This window comes from Psychrobacter okhotskensis (assembly GCF_965638355.1).
GTDB lineage: Bacteria > Pseudomonadota > Gammaproteobacteria > Pseudomonadales > Moraxellaceae > Psychrobacter > Psychrobacter okhotskensis.
Genome location: NZ_OZ281822.1, coordinates 449,571 through 476,059 on the forward strand (window position 1 = coordinate 449,571; position 26,489 = coordinate 476,059).

The following is a 26,489-nucleotide window of genomic DNA, read 5'->3' on the forward strand; positions in this document are numbered from 1 at the left end:
GATAAATTAAAAGTAATGGATTGAATCGTCGGAATAACAAGAAAATTTTGTGGTCAGAAACTAAAAAAAGCTGGGCAAGCACCCAGCTAATAATAAGCAATCGATTTATAAGTAAGGTCTGTCGTCATCTGACTTTCTATGTAGCAGCCAGATGACGATTACACTCTAGCCTTTTATTGACCATTTATTCACTAATGGATAACGGCGCTCACGACCAAAGGCTTTATGGCTGATTTTGGTGCCAATCGGTGCTTGGCAGCGCTTATATTCGCTATTGTCGACCATTTGGATGACTTTGGCGACCAAGTCCGCATCAAAGCCTTTATCCACGATATCTTGATAGCCCATATCTTCATCGATATAAGACATTAGGATGCCGTCTAATACGTCGTAGTCAGGCAAGCTGTCTTGATCTTTTTGGTCAGGACGTAGCTCGGCTGATGGCGGACGGGTAATCACGCGCTCAGGAATAACGGGGGTGTCCTCTAAACGGTTACGATAGCTGGCTAATTTATAAACCTGCGATTTATAGACGTCTTTTAGGACATCAAAGCCGCCTGCCATATCGCCATACAGTGTCGAGTAACCAACCGCCAGCTCTGATTTGTTGCCGGTGGTGATGACCAAATGCCCAAACTTATTAGACAGTGCCATCAATACAACGCCGCGCGCACGTGCTTGGATGTTTTCTTCGGTGGTGTCCGCAGGTGATTTATTAAAGAGTGGGGCAAGGGTATGACGAATGCCTTCGACGGCATCAAAAATTGGACAAACGGTATAAGAAACGTTGAGTCGACGGGCTTGTGCTTGTGCATCTTCGAGGCTGATTTGTGAGGTATATTCGTACGGCATCATAACCGCATAAACCTTATCCGCACCCAACGCATCGACGGCGATACAGAGGGTCAAGGCCGAATCAATACCACCTGATAGCCCAACGAGAATGCCAGAGAATCCTGAAAGATTGACATAATCACGCAAACCAACCACCAGCGCTTGATACATCTCTGATTCGCGGCTAAGGGTTAAAGGCGCTTTAGACTGGGTGTTAAACTTGCTGGTTTTGACATCTAACGTCGCCAGTAGCAACTGATTCATAAAACGCGGCGCTTCGTGGGCAACGCTACCATCAGCTTGCACGGCCATAGAGCCACCGTCAAAGACTAAATCATCTTGACCGCCAACCGCATTGACATAGATAATCGGCAGGCCATTTTCACGGCTGCGCTTGGTCAGCATGGTTTTACGATTGTCTTGTTTTTCAATTTCAAAAGGTGACGCATTTAAGCTGATGACCAGATCCGCGCCTTGCTTTTTGAGATCAGCAATAGGGCCTTTTTCCCACAAGTCTTCACAGATGAGCAGGCCAATGGTAATGCCTTTATAATCAAACAGAACTTGATTACGACCTTTGTCAAAGTAACGGCGTTCATCAAACACGCCATAGTTTGGCAATATTTGCTTATGATAAAAGCCTTTTTGATGACCGTTATGCAGGATGGCGGCTGAGTTGAAGGTACCATGGTGATCAACGTGTGGATAGCCGACGATCATGACGATGTCATCGATATCACTTAGAGTAGACAAGGCGCTTTTGATGCGACCTGACAAGCTAGGGCGTAGCAATAAATCTTGGGGTGGATAGCCTAATAGTGCGAGTTCTGGAAAGACAATCACATCAGCGCCTTGCTCACGCGCTTCTAATGCCAGCGTGCGCATTTTTGCTGCATTGGCAGTGATATCACCGACCAAAAAGTGTGATTGGGCTAAAGCAAAAGTAACGCTATCTTGGGTTTTAGTGCTCTTACTCGCCTCATTTGAGACAGTAAGGTTAGGGTTATCATTGTCTTTTGACATTGTTATTGTTCCTATGAATATAGTATTTAAAATTTGGTGAGGCAGTGTTGCTTTAAAATAAAATCAATCCGAAATTCACTCAAAACATCGCGCGTCAATCATAGTTTCTTTTACATTTTTTTTGACCCTGAGTCCTGATATCGAACTCGCATGATGCGTGCAACGCTTGTATAAGCATCAATGTAATGCTTATGTAGTAGACCCAATTTATGCCGCACTACTCTAACGATTAGATATTAATGTCGTTTAGAGAGGAAGGATAAAGAAGGGTTGTGAAAAGTGATGCGCTTTAATAATGACAAAAATAAATAAGGTCAAATTAATGTAGCGGCATTTAAAAGTTCAAAATAATTATTCTAGTATAACATCAATTGTTGTTACTAATAGAACGCGCCAGTGATTTACCTTGCTAGATAATGACTGACAAAGTGACGGCGTAGGGTACTTAGTGGTCATTATTTTTCGGTATTCATTCTGCGTACGATGATTTGGTTATTCAGGTAAGGCTTTAGTGAATCTCGTCTAAGAAAGTTGTAAGTAAAGATTACAACATAGCGTTATTTATTTGAGCCATTTTGTTGCATAATAATCGTCGGTCAGCCATCTGTTTTCTATGACATTACTGGCGTTAACTGTGTTACGGTTGTCTCGGCACAGAGCGTAATGGCCGCCAATAATTGAGCTGTAGATTTATAGCCAACCACCTTCGCTAATGGATACGATTTATGGATGTTGTCCATAAATTGCTGTTCACCCATTTATAAACTTCTCAGCAATACCGTATGAGGTTTGCTGTCCGCTTTTGGTTTATACACTATGATAGAAAACTGGACAAAAGAATTTATTATTCAGCGCTTATTGGCCATTACTTTGTTGGTCGTGTTGTTTATATTATGTTTTCAAGTGGTACAGTTTTTTATTGTACCGGCATTGTGGGCAGCGATTTTAGCGTATGTTACCTTTCCTATTTATAACTTTTTTCACCAACGAGTAAAGTTCAGTTCAAATTTTAGTGCCGCTATCATGACTGTGAGTATTACTCTCATCATCGGTGTGCCGCTGGTGGTTGGTATTTTTATCTTGCAGCAGGAAGCTTTGAGTCTTATCAGCAATTTAATCTATCGTATTAAAGTAGGGTATTTGGATGTGCCTGACTCTGTTAAGGATTTGCCGATTATCGGGCAACAAGTCAAAGATGTGCTGTGGCGCATTAATAAAAATCCTGAGGGGACGCTAGAAGCCTTTCGTATCTGGGTACAGTCTCATTTATATTACGGCAAAGTCGCCTTTGATGTGGTGTTCAGCAGTCTTGCCAAGCTTGGTATGGCACTGATGACTTTATTCTTCTTTTATCGTGATGGCACAAGCTTGGTGCGCCAAATTCGCCAAGCCTTACGCAATATCATTGGCAATCGTATCGATGGTTATATTGACTCTGTGGGTACGACCACCCGCGCTGTGGTATATGGTATTGGTCTGACCGCATTGGCGCAGGCAATCTTGGCGGGTATTGGTTATTATTTCTCTGGCGCACCAAGTCCGATTTTACTGACGATTGTCACTTTTATCATTGCCTTAATCCCATTTGGTACGCCATTTGTGTGGGGTGGGGTGTCGATTTGGTTATTAAGTCAAGGTCATACGGTAGAAGGTATTGGTTTGGCTTTATGGGGCATATTGGTCATCAGTTGGGTGGACAATCTTATCCGTCCTATCGTCATTAGTGGTGCCACCAAGATTCCTTTTATCATTATTTTTATCGGGGTGTTGGGCGGTTTAACAGCCTTTGGTTTCGTTGGTTTGTTCATCGGTCCTGTCGTATTAGCTATCGGCCTTGCGGTATGGCGTGAATGGATTTCAAATCATAAAAATGAGCTATTTGCGCCACAAGAAGAGGTGTTGATCGATAAAAATACACCATTAGCGGTTGATGAGCAAAATGAAAATAGCGGATATAGTTGATACCAAATAAAACAGAGACGGCGCATTTTAGCGCGAGACTGAAATAATTTTTTCTTGCGTGTTGTGCCTACGCCGACAGCGGTAGTAAAAAATATTTAGCGAAATAATGTCATAGATAACAAGTCACTGATAAATTATGTACTGATTGATAGAAATTTTTAATAAGGTTTAATGCGATGATAGATACGATAAACAGCATAACTATTGTGGCTGACAGTAATATCGCTAGCCTTGATGAGTTTTTTAATGCCACTGCGCTTGGACAGGCGACTGAGCAAACAGTAAATATTGTCAAAGTTGCGGGGCGCGATATCGATGCGGCATTGCTTGCTGAATTACAGCCCACTATATTGTTGATACGCTCGGTGACGCCAGTGAACGAGCAGTTATTGGCTGATAATGAAAGCGTAGAATTTGTAGGCTCGGCAACGATCGGCACCGATCATGTTGATCAAGATTATCTAGCGACGCGCAACATCACTTTTGCCAATGCTGCGGGTTGTAGCAAGCATTCGGTCGCCCAATATGTACTGACGGCTATTTTGACATTGCGTCCGCAGTATTGGCAGCTATCAACGACGTCACCAACGAGGCCATTAACCTTAGGCATCATTGGCCTTGGCAATATTGGTAGCACGCTCGCTCAGTATGCCAATGATTTGGGCTGGCAAGTATTGGGCTATGATCCGTTATTGCCCCCTTCAGAGACGAATAACGCCAGCTTGGCGCAAGTACTTAGCCAAAGCGACGTTGTCAGTTTACATGTGCCACTGACTGATAAGAGAGACTATACTCACCCGAGTGGTAGCGATTACCCAACGCGGCATCTAATCAACGCAGATGCCCTGAGTATGATGCCTGCGCATACTATGCTCATTAATAGCGCGCGCGGACCCGTCATTCATGCGCGTGATTTAGCAGCAGGTATTGAGCGTACGGGACGCCAAGCAGTGCTTGATGTGTTTGAGCATGAGCCAGAGATTGCCGAGAGTTTGTTAAGCAAGTTGGCTATCGCAACGCCACATATCGCTGGTTATACTGTAGAGGGGAAGCTGCGCGGTACCCAAATTATCTATGATGCGCTATGTGAAAAACTGGCGGTCACACCTGCACAGTCTATGCAAAAGCTGCTGCCACTGAATATGTTTTTGTGGTCTGAATTAAAAGCGCATCCAGATAAGTTGATTAAGTTTTATGACATTATGCAAGATGATGCTTCCTTGCGACGTCAGATAATTGACGGACAAGTTAATGGCGCTGATTTTGATCAACTGCGCCGTGATTATCATTTGCGCCGTGAATGGCAGTTCTAAAGTCAAAAACCTACTTATCACCCTATTTTTATTATTCATCAGTCACAGTAAATACTAATGAGCCAATCAACCCGTTCTTCTGTTAAGCCAAATACTAAGCCCAGTTACGCGCCCACCATGACCCTAGCGATGGCGCGGCAGCGTGCGCAGTTTATGTGCGATATTCGTCAGTTTTTTAATAAGCGGCAGGTGCTTGAGGTACAGACTCCGCTGTTGTCGCAAGCTGGCAATACGGATACCTTTTTGCAGTCCGTCGCTGCGCAAGTTACCTATCAAGATCGACCACGCACTTATTACCTGCATACGTCACCTGAATTTGCCATGAAGCGATTATTGGCCAGCTGGCAAATGCCTATTTATCAAATTTGCCCGGTATTTCGAGATAATGAAATAGGCGTACGCCATAATATTGAATTCACCATGTTGGAATGGTATCAGCCAAACTATAGCTTAGCCGATATGGCGACTGAGCTTGGCGAACTACTAGAAGCCCTATATGGTTATTCGATTGTGATGAATCATTACCGCTACGTTGATGCGTTTATGGACTTCGTTGGTATACATCCACTGACGGCCAGTTTGGCGACATTACAAGCAGTGGCAGAAGATAAAGGTTTAACCGGTTTTGATTTTAATAATGTAGAAAGCGGTGCAACCAATAGCGAAGAAGAAAGCCGGCAAAGCTGGTTAGATCTATTATTTAGCCACGCGGTCGAGCCAAATTTAGGGCATGATTTGCCGACTTTGATTATAGAGTATCCACCAGCAACGGCAGCATTAGCAAAAACGGCTTTAGATAAAGACGGTAATAAGGTTGCGAAGCGCTTTGAGCTATATATCAATGGTATTGAGATTGCCAACGCCTATGACGAGCTGGCAGATGGGCAGGCGTTAAGAATGCGTTTTGAGCAAGACAATCAATTACGCCAGCGCCATAATTTGCCAGTCATGCCAATCGATGAGCATCTATTGGCGGCATCTAATGACTTGATACCTTGTAGTGGCATTGCTGTGGGGTTGGATAGATTGCTTATGGTCATCACAGGAGCCGACAGAGTAGAGGACGTCATTCCGTTTCCAAGTGGTCTGGCCTGATAATTTATTAGATGGTCCATCATAAAAAAAGCGAGTAGACCGGAAGGCTTACTCGCTTTTTTCTTTAATTATAAACATGGTAGCGCTGAGCTTGATTATAATGTTGCGATAGCTTTATCGATGGCTGTCTCACCATTTTGCATGCTAAAGACTTTCTTACTTGCGCTATCAGCATTCAAAACCGCTGCTAAAGTCGATGCTACATCCGCAATCGCATTCTCGCCAGCATCAGTACCATTGATCGTAATTTTGCCAGTTCCAGCGCGTTCTTTTAGGGCAGCAGCTTGGACGATGGTGTAATCAAGAGTACTGTCGTTGACTAACCATTGGTCAGCGTAATGTTTGGCGATGTAATATTCTTTTAGATTTTCAATCGCAGGGCTTGTCCATTTGCTGGTGTCTAATGAGAACACTGTGCTAAGCATGATATAGCGATTGATACCTTTATCTTGCGCCGCTTGCATTGTTTTCACCGCACCGTGTAAATCTACTTCTAACAAGTTCTTGTTCCCGGAACCTGCTACAAAGTATATCGCCTCAACGTCATCATCAATCTGATTTTGAATATCGTCTTTATTTGCTAATAAGTCTAAATCCAATTGCGAATAATTATCTGCATCGAACAATTTCTTTTTATCACGCGTGGTACCGATCACTTGATGATCATCTGCTAATAACTGCTTAACTAAATCAGTTCCCACTCGTCCACTGGCGCCAATTACTAAAATTTTCATAGTCATTCCTATTCTTATATACGTTACTGTTGTTGTAAAAACTGTTTGTCTTAAAAGTTGACTACAGCGTAACAACAATGATGGGCACACTTCGTTATGAAGCGTGCCGATTGCATAGTGTTTGGTTATGAATGTATACGGTTTGCAAAGAGCACAGGCTAGGAGGGGGTTAAGATAGATAGCAAAGATTATGGCTATAAAAATCAGCGAACCAAACGATTAAGACCGTCGGCAAAGGCTTTTTTGTCACGGTCACCATAAGGTTTTTGTCCGCTCATTTCTTGCAGCTCTAACACGCCAGTACCGCGCATGGTATCCATAAAGTCGCGCATATTGAGCTTTTGCTTAATATTATTTTTGTCGTAGACTATGCCGCGTGTGGTCAGTACCAAGCCGCCTTTGTCCAAAATATCGTTGGCCAAAGGGATGTCACTGGTGATTGCTAAATCACCTGGCTGTATCTGTTCTACGATATAATCGTCGGCTTTATCAAATCCTGATGGCACCACGGTCATGACGAGCAGCGGTGACTTACGCAATTTAATTGGCTGATTGGCGACGAAAATAGCCATTGTTTGCGTCCGCTCAGCCGTTTTGATAATCAAGTCTTTGGCAATCAATGGCACCGAATCAGCATCCACCCAAATTTGCATTATTTCTTAACCTTCGCTGTTTTTGTCTTAACGTCTACCGCATTATCTGTTTGATCGTCATCAGTATCTACTTGAGGGTTTTCTATAGCTTTAACAGTGTCATTGCCAATAGTTGATTGGTCATTGGTCGCTTTTGGCTGATTATTCACAGGAGCAGACTTTTTGTCGAGGCCGACTTTATTGGGCAATACCGCGACGAGCTTGGCTAAGGCAGGCTCCAAATTAGCGACATCATTGGGCATCAATGTGATGTGTGCAATTTTTCGATCTTCGCGCTCAGCCTTATGATAACTATGATAATGCGCGCCATCGATAGCCAGCACTGCGCTGATATCGGGGTACTGTCCTAAAACGTTGAGCATAATCGCTGGATGAACATTGTCGGTATCACCCAATGGCAAATTAACCACGGCACGGATATGGTTTTCAAACTGACTGGTGACAGCGCCTTCAATACTCCAGTGTCCAGAATTGTGCACACGCGGCGCAATTTCATTGACGAGTACAACATCATTGCCACGCACGTCCTTGGTGACGAACAGCTCAAGTGCCATCACGCCCACATAACCCAAATGATTCATGACCGTGGTAATTGCATCGGTCGCTTGCTTGAGTAGATGGCTAGTACCAACGGCGGGCGCTTGAGTTTTGGCCAAAATACCGTGATGGTGATGGTTTTCGACCAAATCATAACAGCGCATCTGGCCGTTCTGTCCCCGTGCCGCGATAATAGAAACCTCACGGCTAAAGTGAATAAAACCTTCCGCAATGAGTGGCGCTGGCGTTGGCGTCAACTCACCTTGGCCACTGACGGCGTCTTTGAGGTCTTGCCACGCCGCTTTGATATCACTGTCTTGCTTGATGACAAATTGACCTTTACCATCATAACCACCGCGGCTGGTTTTGAGGACGATTGGCAGTCCTAGCTCGCTGCAAGCTTGCTGCAATTCAGCTTCAGAGTTAACTTCTTTAAAGGGTACGGTAGCGATCTCAAGCGCATTAAACATCTGCTTTTCTTTTAAGCGGTCTTGCGCGATATCAAGTGCAATCGGTGGCGGAAACATGCCTTGTTTGCTACCAGATTTTGATAAATTGGCCAGTTGTTCAACGGTCGCCGTCGGCGTGTTTTCAAACTCTAAGGTAAATACATCGGCGGCGGCAATAAAGGCTTCTAGTTGCTCACTATGAAAGACGCGCCCGTAAAGACTGGCAGGACAGTCAGCATTGTCTTCTAAAAAAACACACTGATAACCTAATGGCATGGCCGCTTCGGCAAGCATCATGCCAAGCTGACCACCGCCTAAAATACCGATAGTACGAATGTTTTGGGTCACAGGATAAGCGTTCGCTGTAGTCATGGCAGGCTCTTTGAATTGGAAATGGATAAAGGTTATTCGGTTTATTAAGTCTAAAATCTAATCTATTAAAATAGGAAAAGGTGCACTGTATGCACCTTGTATTTAGTAGAGCTCATCTAAGCATAAATATCAAGTTTACAACATTGATCGTTGGATTTGACGGTTAGATTTTATAGTCCAAATAATTGGTCTTGATATTTTCTAACCATTATCGCCAATCTAGTTGTTGATAATGCCCGGTGTGGGGCTGGCAAGAATGGTGTCAGTTTGTGTTTGGCGTAGCGTATCTAGCTTGCTAGCGATTACGTCGTCATGCAAGGCCAAGACCTGAATCGCCAGTAATGCTGCATTATAAGCACCTGCCGCCCCAATCGCTAAAGTACCGACAGCAACGCCTTTTGGCATCTGTACGATAGACAATAGGCTATCCCAACCGCTGAGCATCGAGGATTTTACAGGGACACCAAAGACCGGTAGCGGCGTTTGACTGGCACACATACCCGGCAGATGTGCTGCACCGCCAGCCCCAGCGATAATGACTTGTAAGCCATTGCTTTTGGCGTTTTTGGCATAGTCAAATAATCTGTCAGGTGTACGGTGTGCTGATACGACTTCACAAGCAAAAGCGATATCAAAGTCGGCGAGCAATTGCGCAGCGGCGCTCATGGTCGCCCAATCAGACTGCGAGCCCATGATGATGCCAACTTTTGGTTGACCAGCAGGAGAGGTGATTGGACTGTTTTGCTCAACAGAGTTAACACTAGCTGATAGAGTGCTCATGCTTTGATATCCTCAAAACGACCATCATACAAAAATTTTGCCGCCTTCGTAAAGCCAAGTTTACTGATTAATGCGAAAGCGAGTTGAATAGCGCTTTTATTATGACGATATCACTGGGTCTTTGTCGTGGCGATATTGCACAAAATTACCGGCTTTGAGTGGCAAAGGCTGCTCGGTATCGAGCTGATAGCATGTTAGATAACCGCTATCGACCGCTGCCGAATAATCAGTACAGACTACTTGCGGGCTCAATGGTTCAGGCGTCCCAGTTAGCCAATAATGACCGACAAATACGGGTTTATCGGTTTTAAGCGCAAAGTCGATATTTTCTGCCAATATATCCGCTGGAATTTGTGCCAATGCTGATGAAGGGGCACGCGCAACCTCATATAGTGTACGTTCGTTGAGGCCTTCAAGCCACCAACGTACCCGTACTCGTGTGCGCTCAGTTCCTTCTTTATCAACCATTACCATGCCCGCAGGTAGGGGGGTTTCCACACCTTTTAATACCCTCTCCAACGCTTCAAAAGGTTCGCTATGCTCTTGGGCAGTGGCGACAAGTGCTTCAGGCGTTAAGCAATTATCAGCAGTCAATAACGGCGTCAGTACCGCCATACTGTCTACATCCCAACAAGCATGCACAAAGCAAGCATAGTCGGTCTCAAGCCATAGGGGTATCTCATACAAGCGCTGTAGCCAATAGTGATGACGCTCTGAGCCAAACGGTACTTCTGCCAAAAAGGCCTCGTGTTGGCGCATATGTATCTCATTGTGCGAGCGTAGGTATTCCTGAGGATTATTAGGATCAAGCGTCGCGAAAGCCAAAGCATTGTATTCGTGATTGCCCATCACTGCATCGGCCACATCAGCATCTAGCATGGCAAACACGATTTCTAACGTGGCCATTTGCTGCGACCCACGGTCGATCAAATCACCGATAAACAACGCCCGATGACCTGCTGGCGGCACGAAACATTGTCCGTTATGGCGATAGCCTAGCTGGGTGAGTAGACCGACTAGCTTGTCTGCATAACCATGAATGTCACCGATAATATCTATAATCATAATTCGTTATCTAATCTTAAAATGTAAACGTATTTAACCGCTTAAGTAGAGCGATAAAGTTAATAAGGGTTTAATTATTTTCAAAAAAAATTTTTAAAAAATTGCTCTAAAAGCTAGCCTTTACTAAAAGCCTGGCGATAATAGTGCATTTAAAAAGTGTGGTAGCACTTGTGGCTCTAAAATAATAGTGGCGATTATCCCAAACGCGCCGCCCCACATATGTGCCAGATGATTGATGTTTGAGCCACCGCGTTTGTCCGCATAGATGCTATAAGCCACATAAGCGACCGCAAATAATATCGCTGGGATAGGAATGACCGCGAATAAATAGATTTTTTCCCATGGTGCCAGCAAAATAAAAGCAAACAATACGGCTGATACACCACCTGAGGCGCCAAGGCTGAGATAGCTGGCGTTATTTTTATTCTTAAGATAACTTGGAATCATCGCAACAATGATAGCCAATACGTAAAACACCACGAAACCATAACCGAACAAAAACGATTGATATAACCCTTCGATAGCACGACCGAAAAAATACAAAGTAAACATATTAAACAGCAGATGCATACTATCAGCATGGATAAAACCATGCGTCACAAAACGATCCCATTGCCCATTATTTACCGCAGGCGGATAAAAAATAAGCCGATTAAATAGCGCTTTGTTTTGCCAAGCAAGCAAGCTGACAATAACAGTAATAATAATGATAAGGGTCGTGTGGTTAAACAAAGGGTAATCCTTAGGCCGAGCCTAGTGTGTGATTGTGTAATATGGCAAGGTTAAAAGCCTAAATACTATGTATACATACTACGCCTAAATACTATGTGTAAATAATATTATGCCCAAATTGCTAATGGATAAGACGGTCAATAATAATAAGTAGTGACATGGCAATTCCCATGCCAACTCCTAATCATTACGTCAACAGCGACAAGAATAAAGCAAAAACCCATTATGTAGAGAATTGTGCTTTAATAATCATTTGTTATTAGGGTGCGTCTTCATTTCAAAAATGGTGATAAAAATAAGATAAATTGCCGTCAGACAAGAAAAATAGCGTAGATAATATCGGGATATTGACCAGCTATTTGACGATGTTTGGCAAGATTTAGCCATTTTTAGCCCATTTAGATGACTATAGAGTGAATTGAAGACATACCCTAACAATATAGCAGTGTATAAAGATGAGTAAGTAATGCTTCGTATACGGACAGTAACGGTAGCGCTAAATACGTTGATAGCAGCAGTCTATAGTGCTGCTGATATAAGTGTAAGTACAAATTATAAGCTGGGTCATACAAGCGATGTACCATAAGCACTGTCACGGATATAGCTGTTTTATAGAGTGCCATTTATAAGGCATAAGTTTGTAGAAAAAACATCAAATAAAGTGATAAGGAATGATTTATTGCTTTTATAAATATAAACTATAGTCGGTTGAAAGGAATTTAGATACAAGAAAAGCGAGTGACAGGACTGCAAATAGTAGACTGAACGAGCCTGACACTGTATCTGATTTCACTAGGATTAACTATATTAAGCCGATAGAGGCCGTCAGTCATGAGTATCATTGAACAACTAGAACAAAGCGTCACGCCCGCTGTGCTAGGCAATAATAGCAGCGTTGCCCATGTCAGTCTCCTTGAGCAGTTTTATGCGATTTTGGCCGCACGCTTGGCTTTGCCAGAGGTATATTCGCAGTTGTTGCGATCTGATCAAGTGATCGTTGCTGATAGCGTGACAGAAAGCCCTTTATTTGAGCAGCTCTGGCTCGCCCCAAATATGCGGCAGACACTCATACAAGAACTTGCCGCCACTCATCATATCGATGAGCTTGCGACCACCCAATTGCTTATAAATGCTGCGCCACTGGCTTACCGTGAACTAAAGGCACTGGCGAGTGGACAGTTTTTGCCTGCGTTTTTGCAAAAAGAGCAGCCCACCTTGCGCCAGTATTTACCCATATGGTCAGCACCAGTTATCAGCGCTGCTCAAGATATTCAGACATCTAGCAATACGCCAAATGTCATAGCATCTGCTAATACAGCAGCAATGCCAGCACCGCCAATAGAAGCGGCTACAGAGAATAGCAATAGCTCTCCAAATGCTAGTGTGCATTTAGATAAGCATAGCAATACAGATATAAATAATGCTTCTGATGCTATCCATGCTATCCATGCCAGCCCTGCTGCCCATCATTTAGCAGAAAATGGCAGCATGAAACGGGAAAAAGTTCGCACCCGTAATCAACGCAACGATCTATTGGTACGGGTATTTTTATTAATAGCCGCCATTGCTGCGTTGGGCTTTGCTGCATGGGCGCTATTGATCAAGCCCAACATGACAGCGCCAGTAGAACCTGTAGCGCCTGCGCCTGTCGTTGCCCCGCCCCCTACTGAGCCAGCACCACAGGTTTTGACGCCAGTTGAGCTAATCGTCGGGGTAGACGATAGTGGCAGTCTCTATACTTGTAGCGCAACGGTTGGCGATGAGGCGCTACAAAGCACGTTGCAACAAGCGCTTAATACAAGTTTTGGTGAGCAGGCCGGTATCTGTGAGCTGACGATACAAGCGGGCGTGGCTAAGAGTATGGCTAATATGCCAACAGAGGTATTGCCGAATATCTTGACCATGCTGAGATCAACGCCATTTGCTCGGCTACATCTGCAAAATGAGCGGGTGAGCTTGGAAGCACCAGACAGTATGCTATTACAGCGTTTGGTCACTGATATGCGTACGTTAGCGCCAGCGCTGATGATTGATAGCGCGGCACCACTGCCATTACCTAACAATGGCAGTGGCGTAGAGGATATGGCGGCTATGAATGGTCAGAACCCTCAGTTTGACTCCAGTGGCAGCGCTACAAACAATGTTAATAGTGACGCCTATAACAACAATGCAAGCAATAATGGTGCTGGAGAGTATCAAGCAAGCGATGACGATACGGACGATAGTATGATGCCTGCGCCAGCACGCAACAATCCGGTGCGCAGTAATAATGGCAGTCTCACTAATGTACCTAGTAATTTAAATAGTAACTCAAATAGCAATTCCTCTACAAACAATAGGCCGTCAGGCCCAATCTCTTTGTCTGAAGTAGAGGATATGGCGAGTAATGTTATCGTCGCTGAACCTGCACAAGTAAGAAATAAGTAGGTCAGTCGCTAAGCTTTAGTATGAGTCATACCGTAATCACAACTTTTTTTTAAATAAATAATATGAAAGATAAAATCAAATCGTTTTATTGCTATTGAAAATGACTGTTTAATAAATAATACACATACGACCTTATTTACTATTGTTATGTTAGCGATTTGTACTTCAGCGGCTTTCTAGTTACGTGTAACAACTGAAACATTACTTAATGTAGCATTTGCACAACAGCGTATTGATTGTGAAAAATACCTTAATACTTTTATAATGACGAAAGTTGAATGTAATCATCATCAATTGCGCTTGTTGCTTTTTTATAGTGACTAAACAGTGAACTAATAGTGACGAACCTTTTTTACAGCTATTTATTTTATAGTGACTTGCATGATGATTTTGCTTTTTAGATGTTTTAACGGATAGGTAAATAGTTGCTACCATCATAATTATCGACTTTGCTTTTAGTGAATTAAAAAATAAAAAAGTAAATTCTAATAATTCTGAGAAAAAATCTTAGCCCTATTCAAAAGACAAATTATATTAATAAGAATTAATGGAGGACTTATACTATGGATATTATCAGTCATTTAACGCGAACAGTCAGCCCCGCAGTATTGGGAGATGACCGTAGCCCTGCTAAACAAAATCTACTTGAGCAGTTTTATGCTATTTTTGCGGCGCGTTTGGCAGACAAAGATACGCATGAGCGTTTTGCTAACGAAAATATCGCCCGTGACGATCAAGGATTTTATGATCGGGTATGGACGGATAGCGCTCACCGTGACCAGATAGCTCGCGAGCTGGCTGGCAAACACAATGTCGATGTCACTGCATCTCGTGGTTTGATTGCGATGGCAGCACCGCTTGCTTACCATGAAATAAAAAGCTTGGCAGGAACCACACCGGTGCCACAGTTTTTGAACGACAACCTTGCTAGCTATCAACATCATATCCCTGCATGGGCAAGTGCGGTTCTGCCTGCCGGTATGATTGCCGCTGCTCCTGCAGGTGCGCGAATGTCTGATACGGTCAGTACCGCACCGCTACAACGTGAAGAAGAGAAAGAAGGCAGCTTTATGAAAGCGCTGCTGCCTATTATTGGTCTGATTATTTTAGGTGCTTTGGCGTGGGCTTTGCTGAGAGGCTGCCAAGACAACCCTGAGCCTGTCGCTACGCCTGCTGTCACCCAAGAGCAAGCGGCGGAAGGCGATGGTGCAGCGGTTGCTGCTGCTGTTGAGCCTGCCTCATTGAGCATTGCTACTGGTGAAAATAGTGAATTGTACGCTTGCCGCATGAATGTGGGTAATGAGACGCTACAGACCAATGTCATGAATGCGCTTACCAGTGCGTTTGGGGATGAAGCCAATAAGTGCCGCGCCGATGTTGATGATAATTTTGCAATAGACATGCCAGCTGCTGCGCAACTTGCCACTATCTTACCTATTGTCAAAAATGTACCAAACGCCAGTATGATTATTAAAGGTGATAACATTACTGTCAATGCACCAGATGCAGCAGCGTTGGATAAACTGGTCGCTGATTTACAAGCGGCTGCACCAGCGATGACGGTGCAAGCTGAGGGGCCACTAGATTTGCAGGGTGAAATTGATAATAGTTTAGCGGCAGCCGATGTTGCTATGTCAAACCTTGGAGACAATCCAGATCCACGTGATGTTGCCCGTGCTTTAAGTCTACAAGTAATTAACTTTGAAGTAGATAAAGCTTTTATTCCTGATGTTAATAAAGCGTTTCTTGACCGCGCTGCCAAGATTATGACAGACGTCCCAGATATGAATCTGATGATTATTGGTTATACCGATAGCCAAGCATCGGATGCTTATAATCTGAAGCTGTCTCGCGACCGTGCCGAATCTGTAAAAGAATACTTAGTCTCTCAAGGTATCGATGCGAGCAAGCTGAGCACCAAAGGCATGGGTGAAACAGATCCTATCGCTGATAACTCAACGGAACAAGGTCGCTTCCGCAACCGCCGTATTGAGTTTTTGGTCAATGATGAGACTGTCAGTGCAAATGATGGTATGACGATCACCAACAATGCCCTTGATCCGGACTTAAACCCATTAGACAGCAACAATGATGATCTCTTGCCAGATGGTGATGATGCAAGTCGTGGGACGGTAGTAGATCCACAAGTTAATACTCAGTAGTCTTTAGACAGTGATTGATAGTAAGAAAACGATTGATATTTAAAAGTCATTAATACCAAAAAACCGCATCTAAAAAAAGATGCGGTTTTTTATTTGCTATAGATTTGGCATATATAGTCAGTGAAAAGTAATATCGAACCATCACGCACTGCTAATATCCATTTTTGTTGCTTGCTGTGCCTGCGCAGACAGAGGCGACAAAAAATTGATATCAGCAATACCGTCGCGATTTTAGGATATTTTGACTATATTTATGGATTTACTAAAAAAATGACGGGCTATTATTTATAGACAGTAGGATCTTTTGATGCCGCATTATCTGTAAATGGCTGCTCTGCCAAGGTATTAAAAAAGGTCTGAGTCACGTTTTGCTTTGCTTGCTGCCAATAGTCAAACTGCTGACAAGTCGCCTCAAGATTACCTTGCCAAACGGGTATCTGCCCGCACATGGTTTTGATACGTTTTTGATTGGGGTAGGGCAAGTTTTGCGCCGCTTCGGCCGCTTCATGAGCCGCAACTCTATCATTGCATACCAAAGCAATGTCGCAACCAGCTTCAATCGCAGCTTTGACGCGCGCGCTAACATCCCCAGCTGCTTGCGCGCCTGCCATAGATAAATCATCAGAGAATAGAACGCCATCAAATTTTAGCTCATCACGGATGATGTCTTGCAGCCAAATTTTAGAGAATCCCGCTGGCTTGTTATCTACCTGTGAAAAAATCACGTGCGCTGGCATCAACGCATCAAGCCAAGGCAGCGTTTGGGCGAACGGCTGCATGTCACTGTGCATAATCTCATCCAAACTGCGGCTGTCGATCGCTTCTGATACATGAGAATCAGGAGCGATGGCGCCGTGACCGGGGAAATGCTTACCAGTGGTTGCCATGCCAGCCGCTTTCATACCGCGCATAAACTGGGTCGCCAAAGCCGTAATGGCTTGCGGCTGCTGATGAAAGCTACGGTCACCAATCACTTGGCTAATACCGTCTGTGTCGAGTACCGGTGCGAAGCTCAGATCTATGCCCACGGCCAGCACTTCTGCTGCCATTAGATAGCCACAGTCATAAGCGCAGCTAAGCGCACGGCTAGGATCTTGATTAAATAACTCACCCAGTCGCCCCATCGCGGGCAATGGGGTAAAACCTTCACGTAATCTTGCGACGCGCCCACCTTCTTGATCAACACCGATCAAGATATCGGCGTTGTGATAGCGTATATCGTCACACATTGCGCGCACTTGCGCGGCATCCTTGACATTTCGGCCAAACAAGATGATCCCACCAACTTGGGCTTGTTTGATTAAACTCACATCTTCAGCAGTCAGTGCGGTACTATCAATATCAATCATTAAGACGCCATACATCGCGTGATCCTTATTATGTTATATCAGTCATCTACTCTAAAACCATTATTGTATCAATCAGCGTACAGTACGGTCTGCCTAACTGCACGCAATTTCCTTTGTAACAAAGGCAAATAGAATCGACTATTCAGTGTTATATTATGAGCTCAGCGCACCATCAATCAGGGTAAATAAGCGCAATAATCACTCACTATTATCGATATATTATGACAGCTATTGTGAGCTGCGCATAATCTACTGGTTAAATTGACCGAAATGAATGACCGATATCTGTCAAGCAGCGAGCAGCAGCCATCGCTAATAAATATGCTAGAAAGTTTGGTATGTACCGAGGTAAAGTGTAATATTGCTTATACAGATTGAGACAGTTGCACATTTATGCTCATGCTAGTATTGATTGATTTTTTGCAAGACGTTGGCAGTATTTTGTTCAACGATCAATATGATAAAGCAGTCATTTTATTAAGTAGCAATATCATTAGGTAATACCAATGCTGAAGTAGGTAATGCCAATGCTGAAGTCTTATAAAGTATCTTGCTTAGAAATCGTCAAATTCATAACAAGGTTAATGCAATATAAAGTGAATGCCATAAAGATGGTTTGTGAAAAGCAGCGCTGTAAGAGAATAACTAAATTTGATGCATAGGGAATGACCAAGCAAATTCTTTCGATGAAAATTAATAATACTTTTAACTTAAAATAACTAGGTAGATATGATGAAAAAACAACCAGCACAGTGGTTACTCAGTGCAGCGTCAGTGGGCATCGCCGGTCTTATTCTTACTCAGAGCTACGGTACCGCAGTGGCAGATACCAACACTGAAGGTTTCGTCCAGACACCTGAACAAAAAGTCACTACTCGTCAGGTCGCCGCCTTGCTGGATCGCAGCCATTATCTCAATCAGTCTCTCGATAGCAAAACAGGCAGCGAAATTCTGTCTATGTATATTGATAGCCTTGATCCAAACCATACCTTGTTTTTGCAATCTGATGTTGATGAGCTAAAGAAAAAATATGCCGCCGAGTTCGGTGATCGCCTCAAACGTGGTGATTTGTCTGCAGGGGTAGAGGTATTCGAGCGCTATCGTAAACGCTCAAACGAATATTTTGCCATGGCAAGCAAAATGCTAAAGACGGATCTGGATTTGACCAGCGATGAGACCATCGTCCTTGACCGCGAAAAGCTTAGCCATTTTAAGACCAAAAAAGAACAGCGTGATTATTGGGCGCGTCAGCTGAAGTTTCAGCTGATGAGTATCACTTTGGGTCAAGAAGATGAAAAAGCCAAAGAGCAAGTTTTCTTAAATAATCCAGACATCACTCGTGGTCAGGATTTGATCCGTAATGATGAGCGCACGCCCAGTGAGATTTTGCTCAATCGTTTGTCACGTCAACAAGAGCAGTTTAAGCGTCTCAAAGATGACGAAATCATGGAGACTATCTTAAACACAGCGATGCTCACTTATGATCCGCACAGCAATTATTATGCACCTATTCAAGCGACAGAGTTGCAGATTCAATCCAGTCTACAGTTAGAAGGCATTGGTGTTTCTATCCGGCCAGATCGTAAAAACCCAGACTATACACGCATCGTGACCTTGGTAGATGGTGGGCCAGCGGCAAAAACGGGACAGATTAAGCCCAATGACTTGATTATTGGTATCGCCAAAGACGGCAAAAACATGACCGATGTAGTCGGTTGGTCGACGCGTGAAATCGTCAGTCTCATTCGTGGTAAGCGCGGTACTTCAGTCACGCTCAAGCTACGTCAGGCCAGCGCACCAGAAGCCAGCGCCCGTACCGTCACTGTGGTGCGCGATATTATTCAGCAAGAAGAATCAGGCGTTACCCAGCGCGTCGTAGAAGTACAGCGTCCGAATATCGATAAAACACCCAAGCGTATTGGTGTCCTTGAGATACCAAGCTTTTATTTGAACTATCAGGCGCGCCGTAACGGTGAAGATTATCGTAGTGTCAGTATCGATACCGAAAAAGCGCTCAAAGAATTAAATAAAGAAAACATCGATGGCCTCGTGGTTGATTTACGCAACAACCCTGGTGGCTCGTTAGATGAAGTGGCCAAAATGCTCGGCTTCTTTATTAAGAGTGGTCCACTGGTCCAAATCCGTGACAATCGCGGCAACATCCAAGTATACCGTGACGACGATGGTGGCGAACAACTCTATGACGGCAAGATGGTGGTCATTACTAACTTAGCGTCTGCCTCTGCAAGTGAGATTTTTGCTGCCGCCATTCAAGATTATGGCCGTGGTTTGGTGGTTGGCAGTACCACAACTGGCAAAGGCTCTGCCCAGATTCAGCTGGACAATTTAGCCTTGGGTTCAGCGACCTTAACCCAACGTAAATTCTATCGTATCACCGGCGGCAGTACGCAGAATAAAGGCGTAGTCCCCGATGTCGAATTGGTTAATATCTATGACGATGCTACCTTTGGCGAGCGGGCACAGAAAAAAGCGCTGCCTTGGGATACCATCAAAACCGCGCCTTATAAGCCTGAAGGTAAATTCACTAGCGATACGTTAGCGACGCTGAACCAGCAGTCTACAATTCGTCAGCAAAAGGATCCACAGTTTATTTACTTATCTGCGTTGAATGACATTCGCGATATGGATGATGAGAAAAAGCCTGTCAATCTCGATATCAATAGCCGCCGTGCCAAAATGCAGCTAATCGAAAAGCGTTCATTAGAAGCGGAGAATAAGCGCCTTATCGCTACAGGTGAGCGTCCGTATGCCAACTGGAACACTTATCAGGCGGCGATGGATGCGAAGTTTGAAGAGCGTAGTCAAATGAAAGCCAATGAGCGTCCAGAGCTACCTGAAGACGAAGCTTTTATCAATGAAGCGGCTTATATTATGCTCAGCGCTGATTGAAAAGCAACGGTTAGCCCTGAAGAGAGTCTATAGCAGCCGTATATGAGCGAACCATAAAAGCGGTCATATAAACAACCATGTAAGCATATGCTTACATGGATTGACGCTTCGACCTCTTACTAACCTTGGGTCAATCTGCGATTATAACTGTACGGCACGATTGAACGAAACAGTTCATTGATACTAGGGATTGGTATCTTAAAGATCGCATCAGGGATAGATGGTTTGCTAATTAGGGATAATAAGGCTGGATGCCTGCTAGTTATAGGATGCCTCGGGATTAGGTATCATGTAGCGTTAACATGGATGGTTGGTGATAAAAGCCGCATAGCGCTCGTCGTTATGCGGCTTTGTTACGTTTGGGATAAAGTATTTTTATAGATAAGCCGTAAAACATAAAAAAAGGCCAGTAGACGTATCTACTGACCTTTTACAATAAACGACAAGCTTCATCGTACTCGCTTATCGTTTAAATGTTTTCTAATACTCAAATAGAGATTAGTGCTCAACGCCGCCTGCGCCATGGACATGGCCGTGGTTTAGTTCGTCTTCAGTCGCTGCACGTACTTCTTGAATTTCAACATCAAAAGTCAAACGCTTACCAGCTAGTGGATGGTTGGCATCAACGACCACTTCGTCATCATTTACTTCAGTAACCGTCACCAACATTACTTGGCCACCGGCTTCTGACTGGAATTGCATACCAGGCTGGATGTCATCAACGCCTTGGAAGTTATCGCGTGGCACATGCTGTACCGCTTGTTCTTGGTATTCGCCGTAGCCATCAGCAGGCTCAACGACAGCGTTTACTGTTTCGCCAGCAGATTTGCCTTCTAGTTGTTTTTCTAGGCCTGGGATGATGTTGCTGTGACCATGTAGATAAGCAAGTGGCTGACCTTCTGGTGATTGGTCAAGCACGTTGCCTTCGTCGTCTTTTAGTGTGTAATTGAATTTGACGGCAGTGTCTTTTGCGATAGTAGTCATAAATTATCCTAAATATATCTGTGTAAAAAATTAAATACGGTTGCAATAAACCTAAAAAAGCCAATCGGCAAGCCAGATAGCCACGTCATTAGTCAATTATCATCAGTTTATTAAAGTAACTTTAGCAGTTAGCATCTTTAATTGCGATGGCTCACATAACTTTCAAGGGAAAAGTGATAAAAAATGCAAATTAATATCATAATTTATGAAAATAAACGTTGTTTTCTATCATTTACAGAGTAGCGTGCTTGTTCTTTCTGGTTTGCCCGTTGCGTTTTCGGTTAAGGACTTCTACCATAACGATAAAAATAAAGATGAGAAAGACGATGAATTCATTTACCAATAAAGCTGATATCAATAGTTCTAACACCGACACTCCCAATAATAAGTCAATAAGTACGACTTCAATCAGTGAGAATGCTGAAATCGTAGCCGATAGCAGTTATCGATTCGATTTTGAGCGTTTTTATGAGCACTTAGTAGATGTGTCGCTTACCTTTACAGCAAACGTAGACTCACCAAAGCTGTGGTTGCCAGCATGGATACCAGGGAGCTATCTGATGCGCGAGTTTGCTCGCAACATTACCGCGGTATATTACCAAATCACTGATGATAGTAATGAAAACGTTGAGATAGAGCGCGCGATAAAGACAGACAAAAATACCTGGCAATTACCAAAAGTTAAAGCAGGGCAGACCGTAGACGTCTATTATGAAGTCTATTGTTATGACTTATCTGTTCGCACCGCTTATGTCGATCAGCAGCGCTTATACGGAAACTTTACCTCTTTAGCGCTAGCGGTAGATGGTCAAGAACAAACGCCCATACAAGTGAGATTAATGGTGCCAGCCGCATTTTTTGCGGATAAACAAGAAAGCCGTGTGCTCTTAGCTTGTGGTCTTGAATCTACCCATTTACGACTTGATGGGCAGCAGTGCTTTGCACTACAGGCAAACAGCTATCACGAGCTGATTGATTATCCTTTTGAAATCGCTGAACAGGACAAATTTGACTTTATTGTCCAAGATAATGCGCATCAGACCCTACCTCACCGTTTTTATCTGTCGGGTAAGCATAGTGCCAATATGGGCAGGTTACAGCAAGACGTCACCCACATTTGTCAGACGTATCTCGATTGGCTGGGTGATGCACCATTCAATGACTATACGTTTATGACGTTTGCCAGTGGGCAAGACTACGGAGGTCTTGAGCACATCAATTCGACCAGCCTGATTACCCCGCGTCGCGACTTACCAAGTATTGACGAACCAAAAGTACCTAGCAGCGATTATCAGCGATTTTTAGGCTTATGTAGCCACGAGTACTTTCACGCGTGGTGGGTAAAAACCGTACGCCCAGATGTCATGTTGGATGTCGATTTGCGCCGTGAAGCTTTTACACCGCTGCTTTGGGTATTTGAAGGTTTTACTTCTTATATTGATGATTTTATGTTGCAAGCATCAGGCGTGATTGATAAACCAAGCTATCTTAAATTACTGGCTGAACAAATCAATCGCTACTATCAAACGCCTGGACGCGCCTATCAAAGTGTCGCTGAGTCGAGTTTTGATGCGTGGATTAAGCTGTATCGTAATGATGAAAACACAGGTAATGCTGGGATCAGTTACTACAATAAAGGCGCATTGGTGGCGCTTTGTTTAGATTTAACTTTACTCGAAAAGAGCAACGGTCGTTATCGGTTATTTGATGTGGTCAAGGCTTTTTATAACCAAGCAACGCAGAATGACAACCGACGGATTGGTATCAGCAGTGCCGATATGGGCAAAGTTGTCGGGCAATTTATGGCGCTTACTGACTGGCAAGAGTTTGAGCGCCGCTATGTCAATGGGGTGGAAGAATTACCCATTGAAGCATTATTAACGGCAAACGGCATAAAAATACATGTTAATAGCAAAGAAACTGCCGATAAGCATGTGCCTTGGGGTATGCGCTGTAGTGAGACGCCAGCTGGACTGAAGGTTAATCGCGTGACGCGTGACAGTGTGGCTGCCAACGCTGGTATATCGGCGCATGATGTCATCATCGCTATTGACGGTATCAAGGCAGACACCAAGCAATTAGCGTCGCTTATTAAAGCAGAGCGTGAGGTTGAATGTTACCTGTTTCGTCGCGATGAGTTGATGTGCGTCAGCGTACTACCTAAAGCGGTGCTTAATAGTGCAAAACAGCAGAGCATAGACGACAAAACCTTTCCGCACAAAGTAAGCTTGTACTTAGCAAAGACAGAGTCAGTATCAGACGATAGTAGTGACCATTCAACCGTACAGCCAAGCTGGCAGGTATGGCTTGATGTCATGGCACGTCAACAAGCGTAAATAGAGCAGTTTTAACATACTTAGAACCGTAGCTATGATTCAATATGTCCGAGTAAAAACAAAAACCCCTGCTAAGCATTTATGATTAGCAGGGGTTTGATGTGATAGCTTGTACATTTATCGGTACCGATTGAACCATAGTCAATTTAGATAGCAGGTTGCTCAGCAGGCGCTTTAGTGGATGCCTCATTTTTAACAGTAGCGTCATTGCCAACAGTATCGTTACTAACAGCGTTGTTATTAACCTCGGCGGTTTTGTTAGCGGCAATCCAGTTTTGCATGCGTTCAATTTCAGACTGCTGGGCATCGATGATATCTTGCGCCAATTTGCGCATCTCGGCATCAGTACCGTACTTAAGCTGTATTTTTGCCATGTCTACAGCGCCCATGTGATGGGGCAACATACCTCGTGCAAACGCCATATCAGGGACAGGGTCAGCGATACCTAGCATCATGTCATCATGCATTGCATCCATGCTCTTGGCATAAGCTTGCTGCATCGCTTGAGTATTAGGCTTGGGTTTAGCTGCATCGGGATGGCCAGCGAGCCATTTATTCATAATGTCTATTTCAGCTTGCTGCGCCGTTATGATTTCTTGCGCCAGCTCTCGCATGGCGGCGTCAGTACCATACTTTAGCTCGATTTTTGCCATGTCTAGGGCGCCGCGATGATGTCCCAGCATACCTTTCGCAAAGGCAGTATCAGCATCGTTATAGACCATGCCGATCATCATCTCATCATGCATTCTCGTCATTGACTTGGTGTAGTCTTGGAGGATATCCGTCATTTGCATCTCATCCGCCATTGCATCGCCACCTGTCATATCGTGACCTGCGTGAGCATCCATGTCCATGCCTTCATGATTCGCAGGCATCTCAGTCGATGGTGTCGCCACTTTTTCTGTAGGCATCCCCTCATCGTTCTCGGTTGCTGGCTGACAAGCGCTCAGTATAAGTGCCGCAGCAATGCTGGTGGCGAACAAGGCGAAACGACGCGAAGGAATCATGACATATCCTTAAAAGAGATAAGAGGAACAATAAATAGAGGCAAAGTCAAAGTACGCCACTAATATGGCACTAAGGCAGTGAAGTGCTGAATCTTAGCAGATAAACCTTACCAGTTCGAGACGCTATGTTTAACAGGTCGTAATATATTTGCTCGATTTCATGACTGAGCTCTCTCAAGCAGATACGTGTGTCGATTTATCCATTATCTTATTTATATTATCTGTTGTTGCTATCTATACTCGAACACGTGATAGTTGGTAGATATTATTCATAAAAGTGATAATTAATGTTAGGGTCTGTTGAACATTCAAATATTAGGACTGCTGATCGCTAAAATCGCATCAAACTAGGCCTAAACCGACGATAATGTCGAGACCTTAGCTAGGTTTACAACAATGTTTGGGGTGATTTTAGTATCAGCCTTTCAGGGCAGGGCTATTTTTTACCAATACATGGCGAAATTGTCTAACCTAGAACGACTAGTCGTCAAAAATTTCACTGCGTATTGTCTAAAAAATAGACGCTGCCAGTACCACATTTGAATGTTCAACAGACCCTCATAATACCGACATCAACATGATGTTAGGTTCGATTAATTATGAACACCCAATTCTCGCAGTTTTGCACTGTCTAAATGGATACGCACAAACTCACCAACTGCCAGTTCTCCCAATTCAAAGCCTGCCACTGACCAACGAATAAGACGCAGACAAGGCAAGCCAACATGCGCCGTCATGCGTCTGACTTGACGATTCTTACCCTCATAAATCGTCAGCATCAACCATGATGTGGGTATGCTTTTACGCTCACGAATAGGCGGGTCACGTTGCCAAAGTGGCATCGGTAAATCCTCTTCACTAAGCTGTTTGATGTCGGCAGGCAGAGTTTTACCATCTTTAAGAATCACGCCTTGTCGAAGCTTATCACGTTGCTCGGCAGTAGGAGTACCTTCAACTTGTACTAAATAAGTCTTACCTTGTTTACGTCCAGCATTGGCTTTTGGTGGATGAGTAATGGCTTTATTAACCCTGCCATCACTCGTCAAAATCAGTAACCCTTCAGATATCGCATCTAATCTGCCAGCAACGCGCAAAGACTTATCCGTGAAATATTCCGATAGGGTGGTGTGGTCGTTGTTGCTGTCATCACGGAACTGACTTTGCACACCGTAAGGCTTATTAAACAAAATGAGACTGGTGGTCGACATAAAATAGCATTTCCTAAATAAAGATATTGATAAAGCATGAAAGGTAAGAATTAGACCGATTATGAAGCGGCTGATAACTCAATTAACGCTATTGTAATCAAAAAAGAACACACAACAAATAATGTATTAACTTATCAGCCATAGCCTATGAGGGTGCGATTTTATATCTACAGTAAAACCATGTTATAATAGTGGTATTTATAATATTGATACTTGCATATGGGTTATGCGCCAGAAAAATTGTTGCGTAGCCCTTTATCTTAGTACAATGATTAGGATAGCACATCAGATTTGTACAGTTACCTAGGCTTGTAAATTATCAATAATTATTAAGTTTATATAAAGTATTTTTGTTATTTTACTTATTTTCATAATTTTTTTGCTGATGTTATTGTTAGCTGGCTTTTCTTTTCATTGCTCAGTCTATGGCTATTATTAAAATTTTTTCCGATTTTTTATGTTAAAGCATTGAGTGCCATAATGTGAGTTCAGAATGGATTTGCAAAATGCCCACATTTAAGAGCCGTAAATATAAGATCGTAAGTACTTGATTTTTT

At 43.6% G+C, this 26,489-nt stretch carries 19 protein-coding genes; 7 read left to right on the plus strand and 12 right to left on the minus strand.

Translation table 11 applies throughout. From position 1 onward, the window contains the following. Window positions 1–165 precede the first annotated feature (165 nt). Together ACSUPM_RS01900 and ACSUPM_RS01905 are read right to left on the minus strand one after the other, a co-directional pair. A complete protein-coding gene (locus ACSUPM_RS01900; protein WP_025651699.1) occupies window positions 166–1,857 on the minus strand; it encodes an NAD+ synthase in 1,692 nt (563 codons plus the stop codon). 611 nt (window positions 1,858–2,468) lie between these two features. Next, complete coding sequence (locus tag ACSUPM_RS01905) at window positions 2,469–2,615, minus strand: hypothetical protein (protein ID WP_156915598.1); 147 nt, start codon at window positions 2,613–2,615, stop codon at window positions 2,469–2,471. Window positions 2,616–2,673: 58 nt separating this feature from the next. Between ACSUPM_RS01905 and ACSUPM_RS01910 the strand changes: the two genes are divergently transcribed. The 3 genes from ACSUPM_RS01910 (at window position 2,674) to epmA (ending at window position 6,227) form a co-directional block, all read left to right on the plus strand. Continuing rightward, window positions 2,674–3,819: an AI-2E family transporter gene (locus ACSUPM_RS01910; protein ID WP_025651698.1), complete on the plus strand. Its 1,146-nt coding sequence runs from the start codon at window positions 2,674–2,676 to the stop codon at window positions 3,817–3,819. Between the two features lie 188 nt (window positions 3,820–4,007). Then, window positions 4,008–5,132, plus strand: a complete 1,125-nt coding sequence (locus tag ACSUPM_RS01915) for a 4-phosphoerythronate dehydrogenase (protein ID WP_201566151.1) — start codon at window positions 4,008–4,010, stop codon at window positions 5,130–5,132. Window positions 5,133–5,189: 57 nt separating this feature from the next. Beyond that, complete coding sequence (epmA, locus tag ACSUPM_RS01920; protein WP_201566134.1) at window positions 5,190–6,227, plus strand: EF-P lysine aminoacylase EpmA; 1,038 nt, start codon at window positions 5,190–5,192, stop codon at window positions 6,225–6,227. Window positions 6,228–6,322: 95 nt separating this feature from the next. Here epmA and ACSUPM_RS01925 read toward each other — a convergent pair whose 3' ends face one another. The 6 genes from ACSUPM_RS01925 to ACSUPM_RS01950 form a co-directional block, all read right to left on the minus strand. After that, complete coding sequence (locus tag ACSUPM_RS01925; protein WP_101210780.1) at window positions 6,323–6,961, minus strand: NAD(P)H-binding protein; 639 nt, start codon at window positions 6,959–6,961, stop codon at window positions 6,323–6,325. A gap of 203 nt (window positions 6,962–7,164) precedes the next feature. Beyond that, entirely contained in the window at window positions 7,165–7,614 is a 450-nt protein-coding gene (locus ACSUPM_RS01930) for a YaiI/YqxD family protein (RefSeq protein ID WP_201566135.1), read from the minus strand. Then, window positions 7,614–8,972 (minus strand): 5-(carboxyamino)imidazole ribonucleotide synthase, encoded by a 1,359-nt coding sequence (locus ACSUPM_RS01935; RefSeq protein ID WP_201566136.1) that lies wholly within the window; start codon window positions 8,970–8,972, stop codon window positions 7,614–7,616. The genes ACSUPM_RS01930 and ACSUPM_RS01935 overlap by 1 nt, the downstream gene beginning before the upstream one ends. Before the next feature lie 219 nt (window positions 8,973–9,191). Next, window positions 9,192–9,752 carry a 5-(carboxyamino)imidazole ribonucleotide mutase gene (purE, locus tag ACSUPM_RS01940; RefSeq protein WP_084212283.1) on the minus strand — a complete coding sequence of 187 codons (561 nt, stop codon included), beginning with the start codon at window positions 9,750–9,752 and terminating at the stop codon, window positions 9,192–9,194. 99 nt (window positions 9,753–9,851) lie between these two features. Continuing rightward, on the minus strand, window positions 9,852–10,817 hold the full coding sequence (locus ACSUPM_RS01945) for a metallophosphoesterase (RefSeq protein ID WP_025651691.1): 966 nt from the start codon (window positions 10,815–10,817) through the stop codon (window positions 9,852–9,854). Window positions 10,818–10,940: 123 nt separating this feature from the next. Further along, window positions 10,941–11,549, minus strand: a complete 609-nt coding sequence (locus ACSUPM_RS01950) for a rhomboid family intramembrane serine protease (RefSeq protein WP_025651690.1) — start codon at window positions 11,547–11,549, stop codon at window positions 10,941–10,943. 831 nt (window positions 11,550–12,380) lie between these two features. Between ACSUPM_RS01950 and ACSUPM_RS01955 the strand changes: the two genes are divergently transcribed. After that, complete coding sequence (locus ACSUPM_RS01955) at window positions 12,381–13,976, plus strand: hypothetical protein (RefSeq protein WP_201566137.1); 1,596 nt, start codon at window positions 12,381–12,383, stop codon at window positions 13,974–13,976. Between the two features lie 563 nt (window positions 13,977–14,539). Further along, window positions 14,540–16,138, plus strand: a complete 1,599-nt coding sequence (locus ACSUPM_RS01960; protein WP_201577430.1) for an OmpA family protein — start codon at window positions 14,540–14,542, stop codon at window positions 16,136–16,138. A gap of 281 nt (window positions 16,139–16,419) precedes the next feature. Here ACSUPM_RS01960 and nagZ read toward each other — a convergent pair whose 3' ends face one another. Beyond that, complete coding sequence (gene nagZ / locus ACSUPM_RS01965; protein WP_436880143.1) at window positions 16,420–17,502, minus strand: beta-N-acetylhexosaminidase; 1,083 nt, start codon at window positions 17,500–17,502, stop codon at window positions 16,420–16,422. A gap of 717 nt (window positions 17,503–18,219) precedes the next feature. Between nagZ and ACSUPM_RS01970 the strand changes: the two genes are divergently transcribed. Next, window positions 18,220–20,397, plus strand: coding sequence for a carboxy terminal-processing peptidase (locus ACSUPM_RS01970; RefSeq protein ID WP_201566138.1), 2,178 nt, complete (start codon window positions 18,220–18,222; stop codon window positions 20,395–20,397). A gap of 498 nt (window positions 20,398–20,895) precedes the next feature. Here ACSUPM_RS01970 and ACSUPM_RS01975 read toward each other — a convergent pair whose 3' ends face one another. Next, a complete protein-coding gene (locus ACSUPM_RS01975; protein WP_025651686.1) occupies window positions 20,896–21,381 on the minus strand; it encodes an FKBP-type peptidyl-prolyl cis-trans isomerase in 486 nt (161 codons plus the stop codon). A 326-nt stretch (window positions 21,382–21,707) separates the two neighbouring features. Here ACSUPM_RS01975 and ACSUPM_RS01980 point away from each other — a divergent pair, with 326 nt between their 5' ends. Beyond that, window positions 21,708–23,717: a M61 family metallopeptidase gene (locus ACSUPM_RS01980; protein WP_436880144.1), complete on the plus strand. Its 2,010-nt coding sequence runs from the start codon at window positions 21,708–21,710 to the stop codon at window positions 23,715–23,717. 146 nt (window positions 23,718–23,863) lie between these two features. Here the strand turns inward: ACSUPM_RS01980 and copM are convergent, their stop codons facing one another. Together copM and ACSUPM_RS01990 are read right to left on the minus strand one after the other, a co-directional pair. Beyond that, entirely contained in the window at window positions 23,864–24,724 is an 861-nt protein-coding gene (gene copM / locus ACSUPM_RS01985) for a CopM family metallochaperone (RefSeq protein WP_025651684.1), read from the minus strand. Window positions 24,725–25,317: 593 nt separating this feature from the next. Beyond that, a complete protein-coding gene (locus ACSUPM_RS01990) occupies window positions 25,318–25,932 on the minus strand; it encodes a pseudouridine synthase (protein ID WP_173239109.1) in 615 nt (204 codons plus the stop codon). Window positions 25,933–26,489: the final 557 nt, after the last annotated feature.

Bases quoted from the DNA above. Each gene is read 5' to 3' on its own strand.
- nagZ (WP_436880143.1), bottom strand. From the start codon at position 17,502: ATGTATGGCGTCTTAATGATTGATATTGATAGTACCGCACTGACTGCT.
- ACSUPM_RS01955 (WP_201566137.1), top strand. From the start codon at position 12,381: ATGAGTATCATTGAACAACTAGAACAAAGCGTCACGCCCGCTGTGCTA.
- ACSUPM_RS01960 (WP_201577430.1), top strand. From the start codon at position 14,540: ATGGATATTATCAGTCATTTAACGCGAACAGTCAGCCCCGCAGTATTG.
- copM (WP_025651684.1), bottom strand. From the start codon at position 24,724: ATGATTCCTTCGCGTCGTTTCGCCTTGTTCGCCACCAGCATTGCTGCG.
- ACSUPM_RS01900 (WP_025651699.1), bottom strand. From the start codon at position 1,857: ATGTCAAAAGACAATGATAACCCTAACCTTACTGTCTCAAATGAGGCG.
- purE (WP_084212283.1), bottom strand. From the start codon at position 9,752: ATGAGCACTCTATCAGCTAGTGTTAACTCTGTTGAGCAAAACAGTCCA.
- ACSUPM_RS01935 (WP_201566136.1), bottom strand. From the start codon at position 8,972: ATGACTACAGCGAACGCTTATCCTGTGACCCAAAACATTCGTACTATC.
- ACSUPM_RS01990 (WP_173239109.1), bottom strand. From the start codon at position 25,932: ATGTCGACCACCAGTCTCATTTTGTTTAATAAGCCTTACGGTGTGCAA.
- ACSUPM_RS01980 (WP_436880144.1), top strand. From the start codon at position 21,708: ATGAATTCATTTACCAATAAAGCTGATATCAATAGTTCTAACACCGAC.
- ACSUPM_RS01975 (WP_025651686.1), bottom strand. From the start codon at position 21,381: ATGACTACTATCGCAAAAGACACTGCCGTCAAATTCAATTACACACTA.
- ACSUPM_RS01945 (WP_025651691.1), bottom strand. From the start codon at position 10,817: ATGATTATAGATATTATCGGTGACATTCATGGTTATGCAGACAAGCTA.
- epmA (WP_201566134.1), top strand. From the start codon at position 5,190: ATGAGCCAATCAACCCGTTCTTCTGTTAAGCCAAATACTAAGCCCAGT.
- ACSUPM_RS01930 (WP_201566135.1), bottom strand. From the start codon at position 7,614: ATGCAAATTTGGGTGGATGCTGATTCGGTGCCATTGATTGCCAAAGAC.
- ACSUPM_RS01925 (WP_101210780.1), bottom strand. From the start codon at position 6,961: ATGAAAATTTTAGTAATTGGCGCCAGTGGACGAGTGGGAACTGATTTA.
- ACSUPM_RS01910 (WP_025651698.1), top strand. From the start codon at position 2,674: ATGATAGAAAACTGGACAAAAGAATTTATTATTCAGCGCTTATTGGCC.
- ACSUPM_RS01970 (WP_201566138.1), top strand. From the start codon at position 18,220: ATGAAAAAACAACCAGCACAGTGGTTACTCAGTGCAGCGTCAGTGGGC.
- ACSUPM_RS01905 (WP_156915598.1), bottom strand. From the start codon at position 2,615: ATGGGTGAACAGCAATTTATGGACAACATCCATAAATCGTATCCATTA.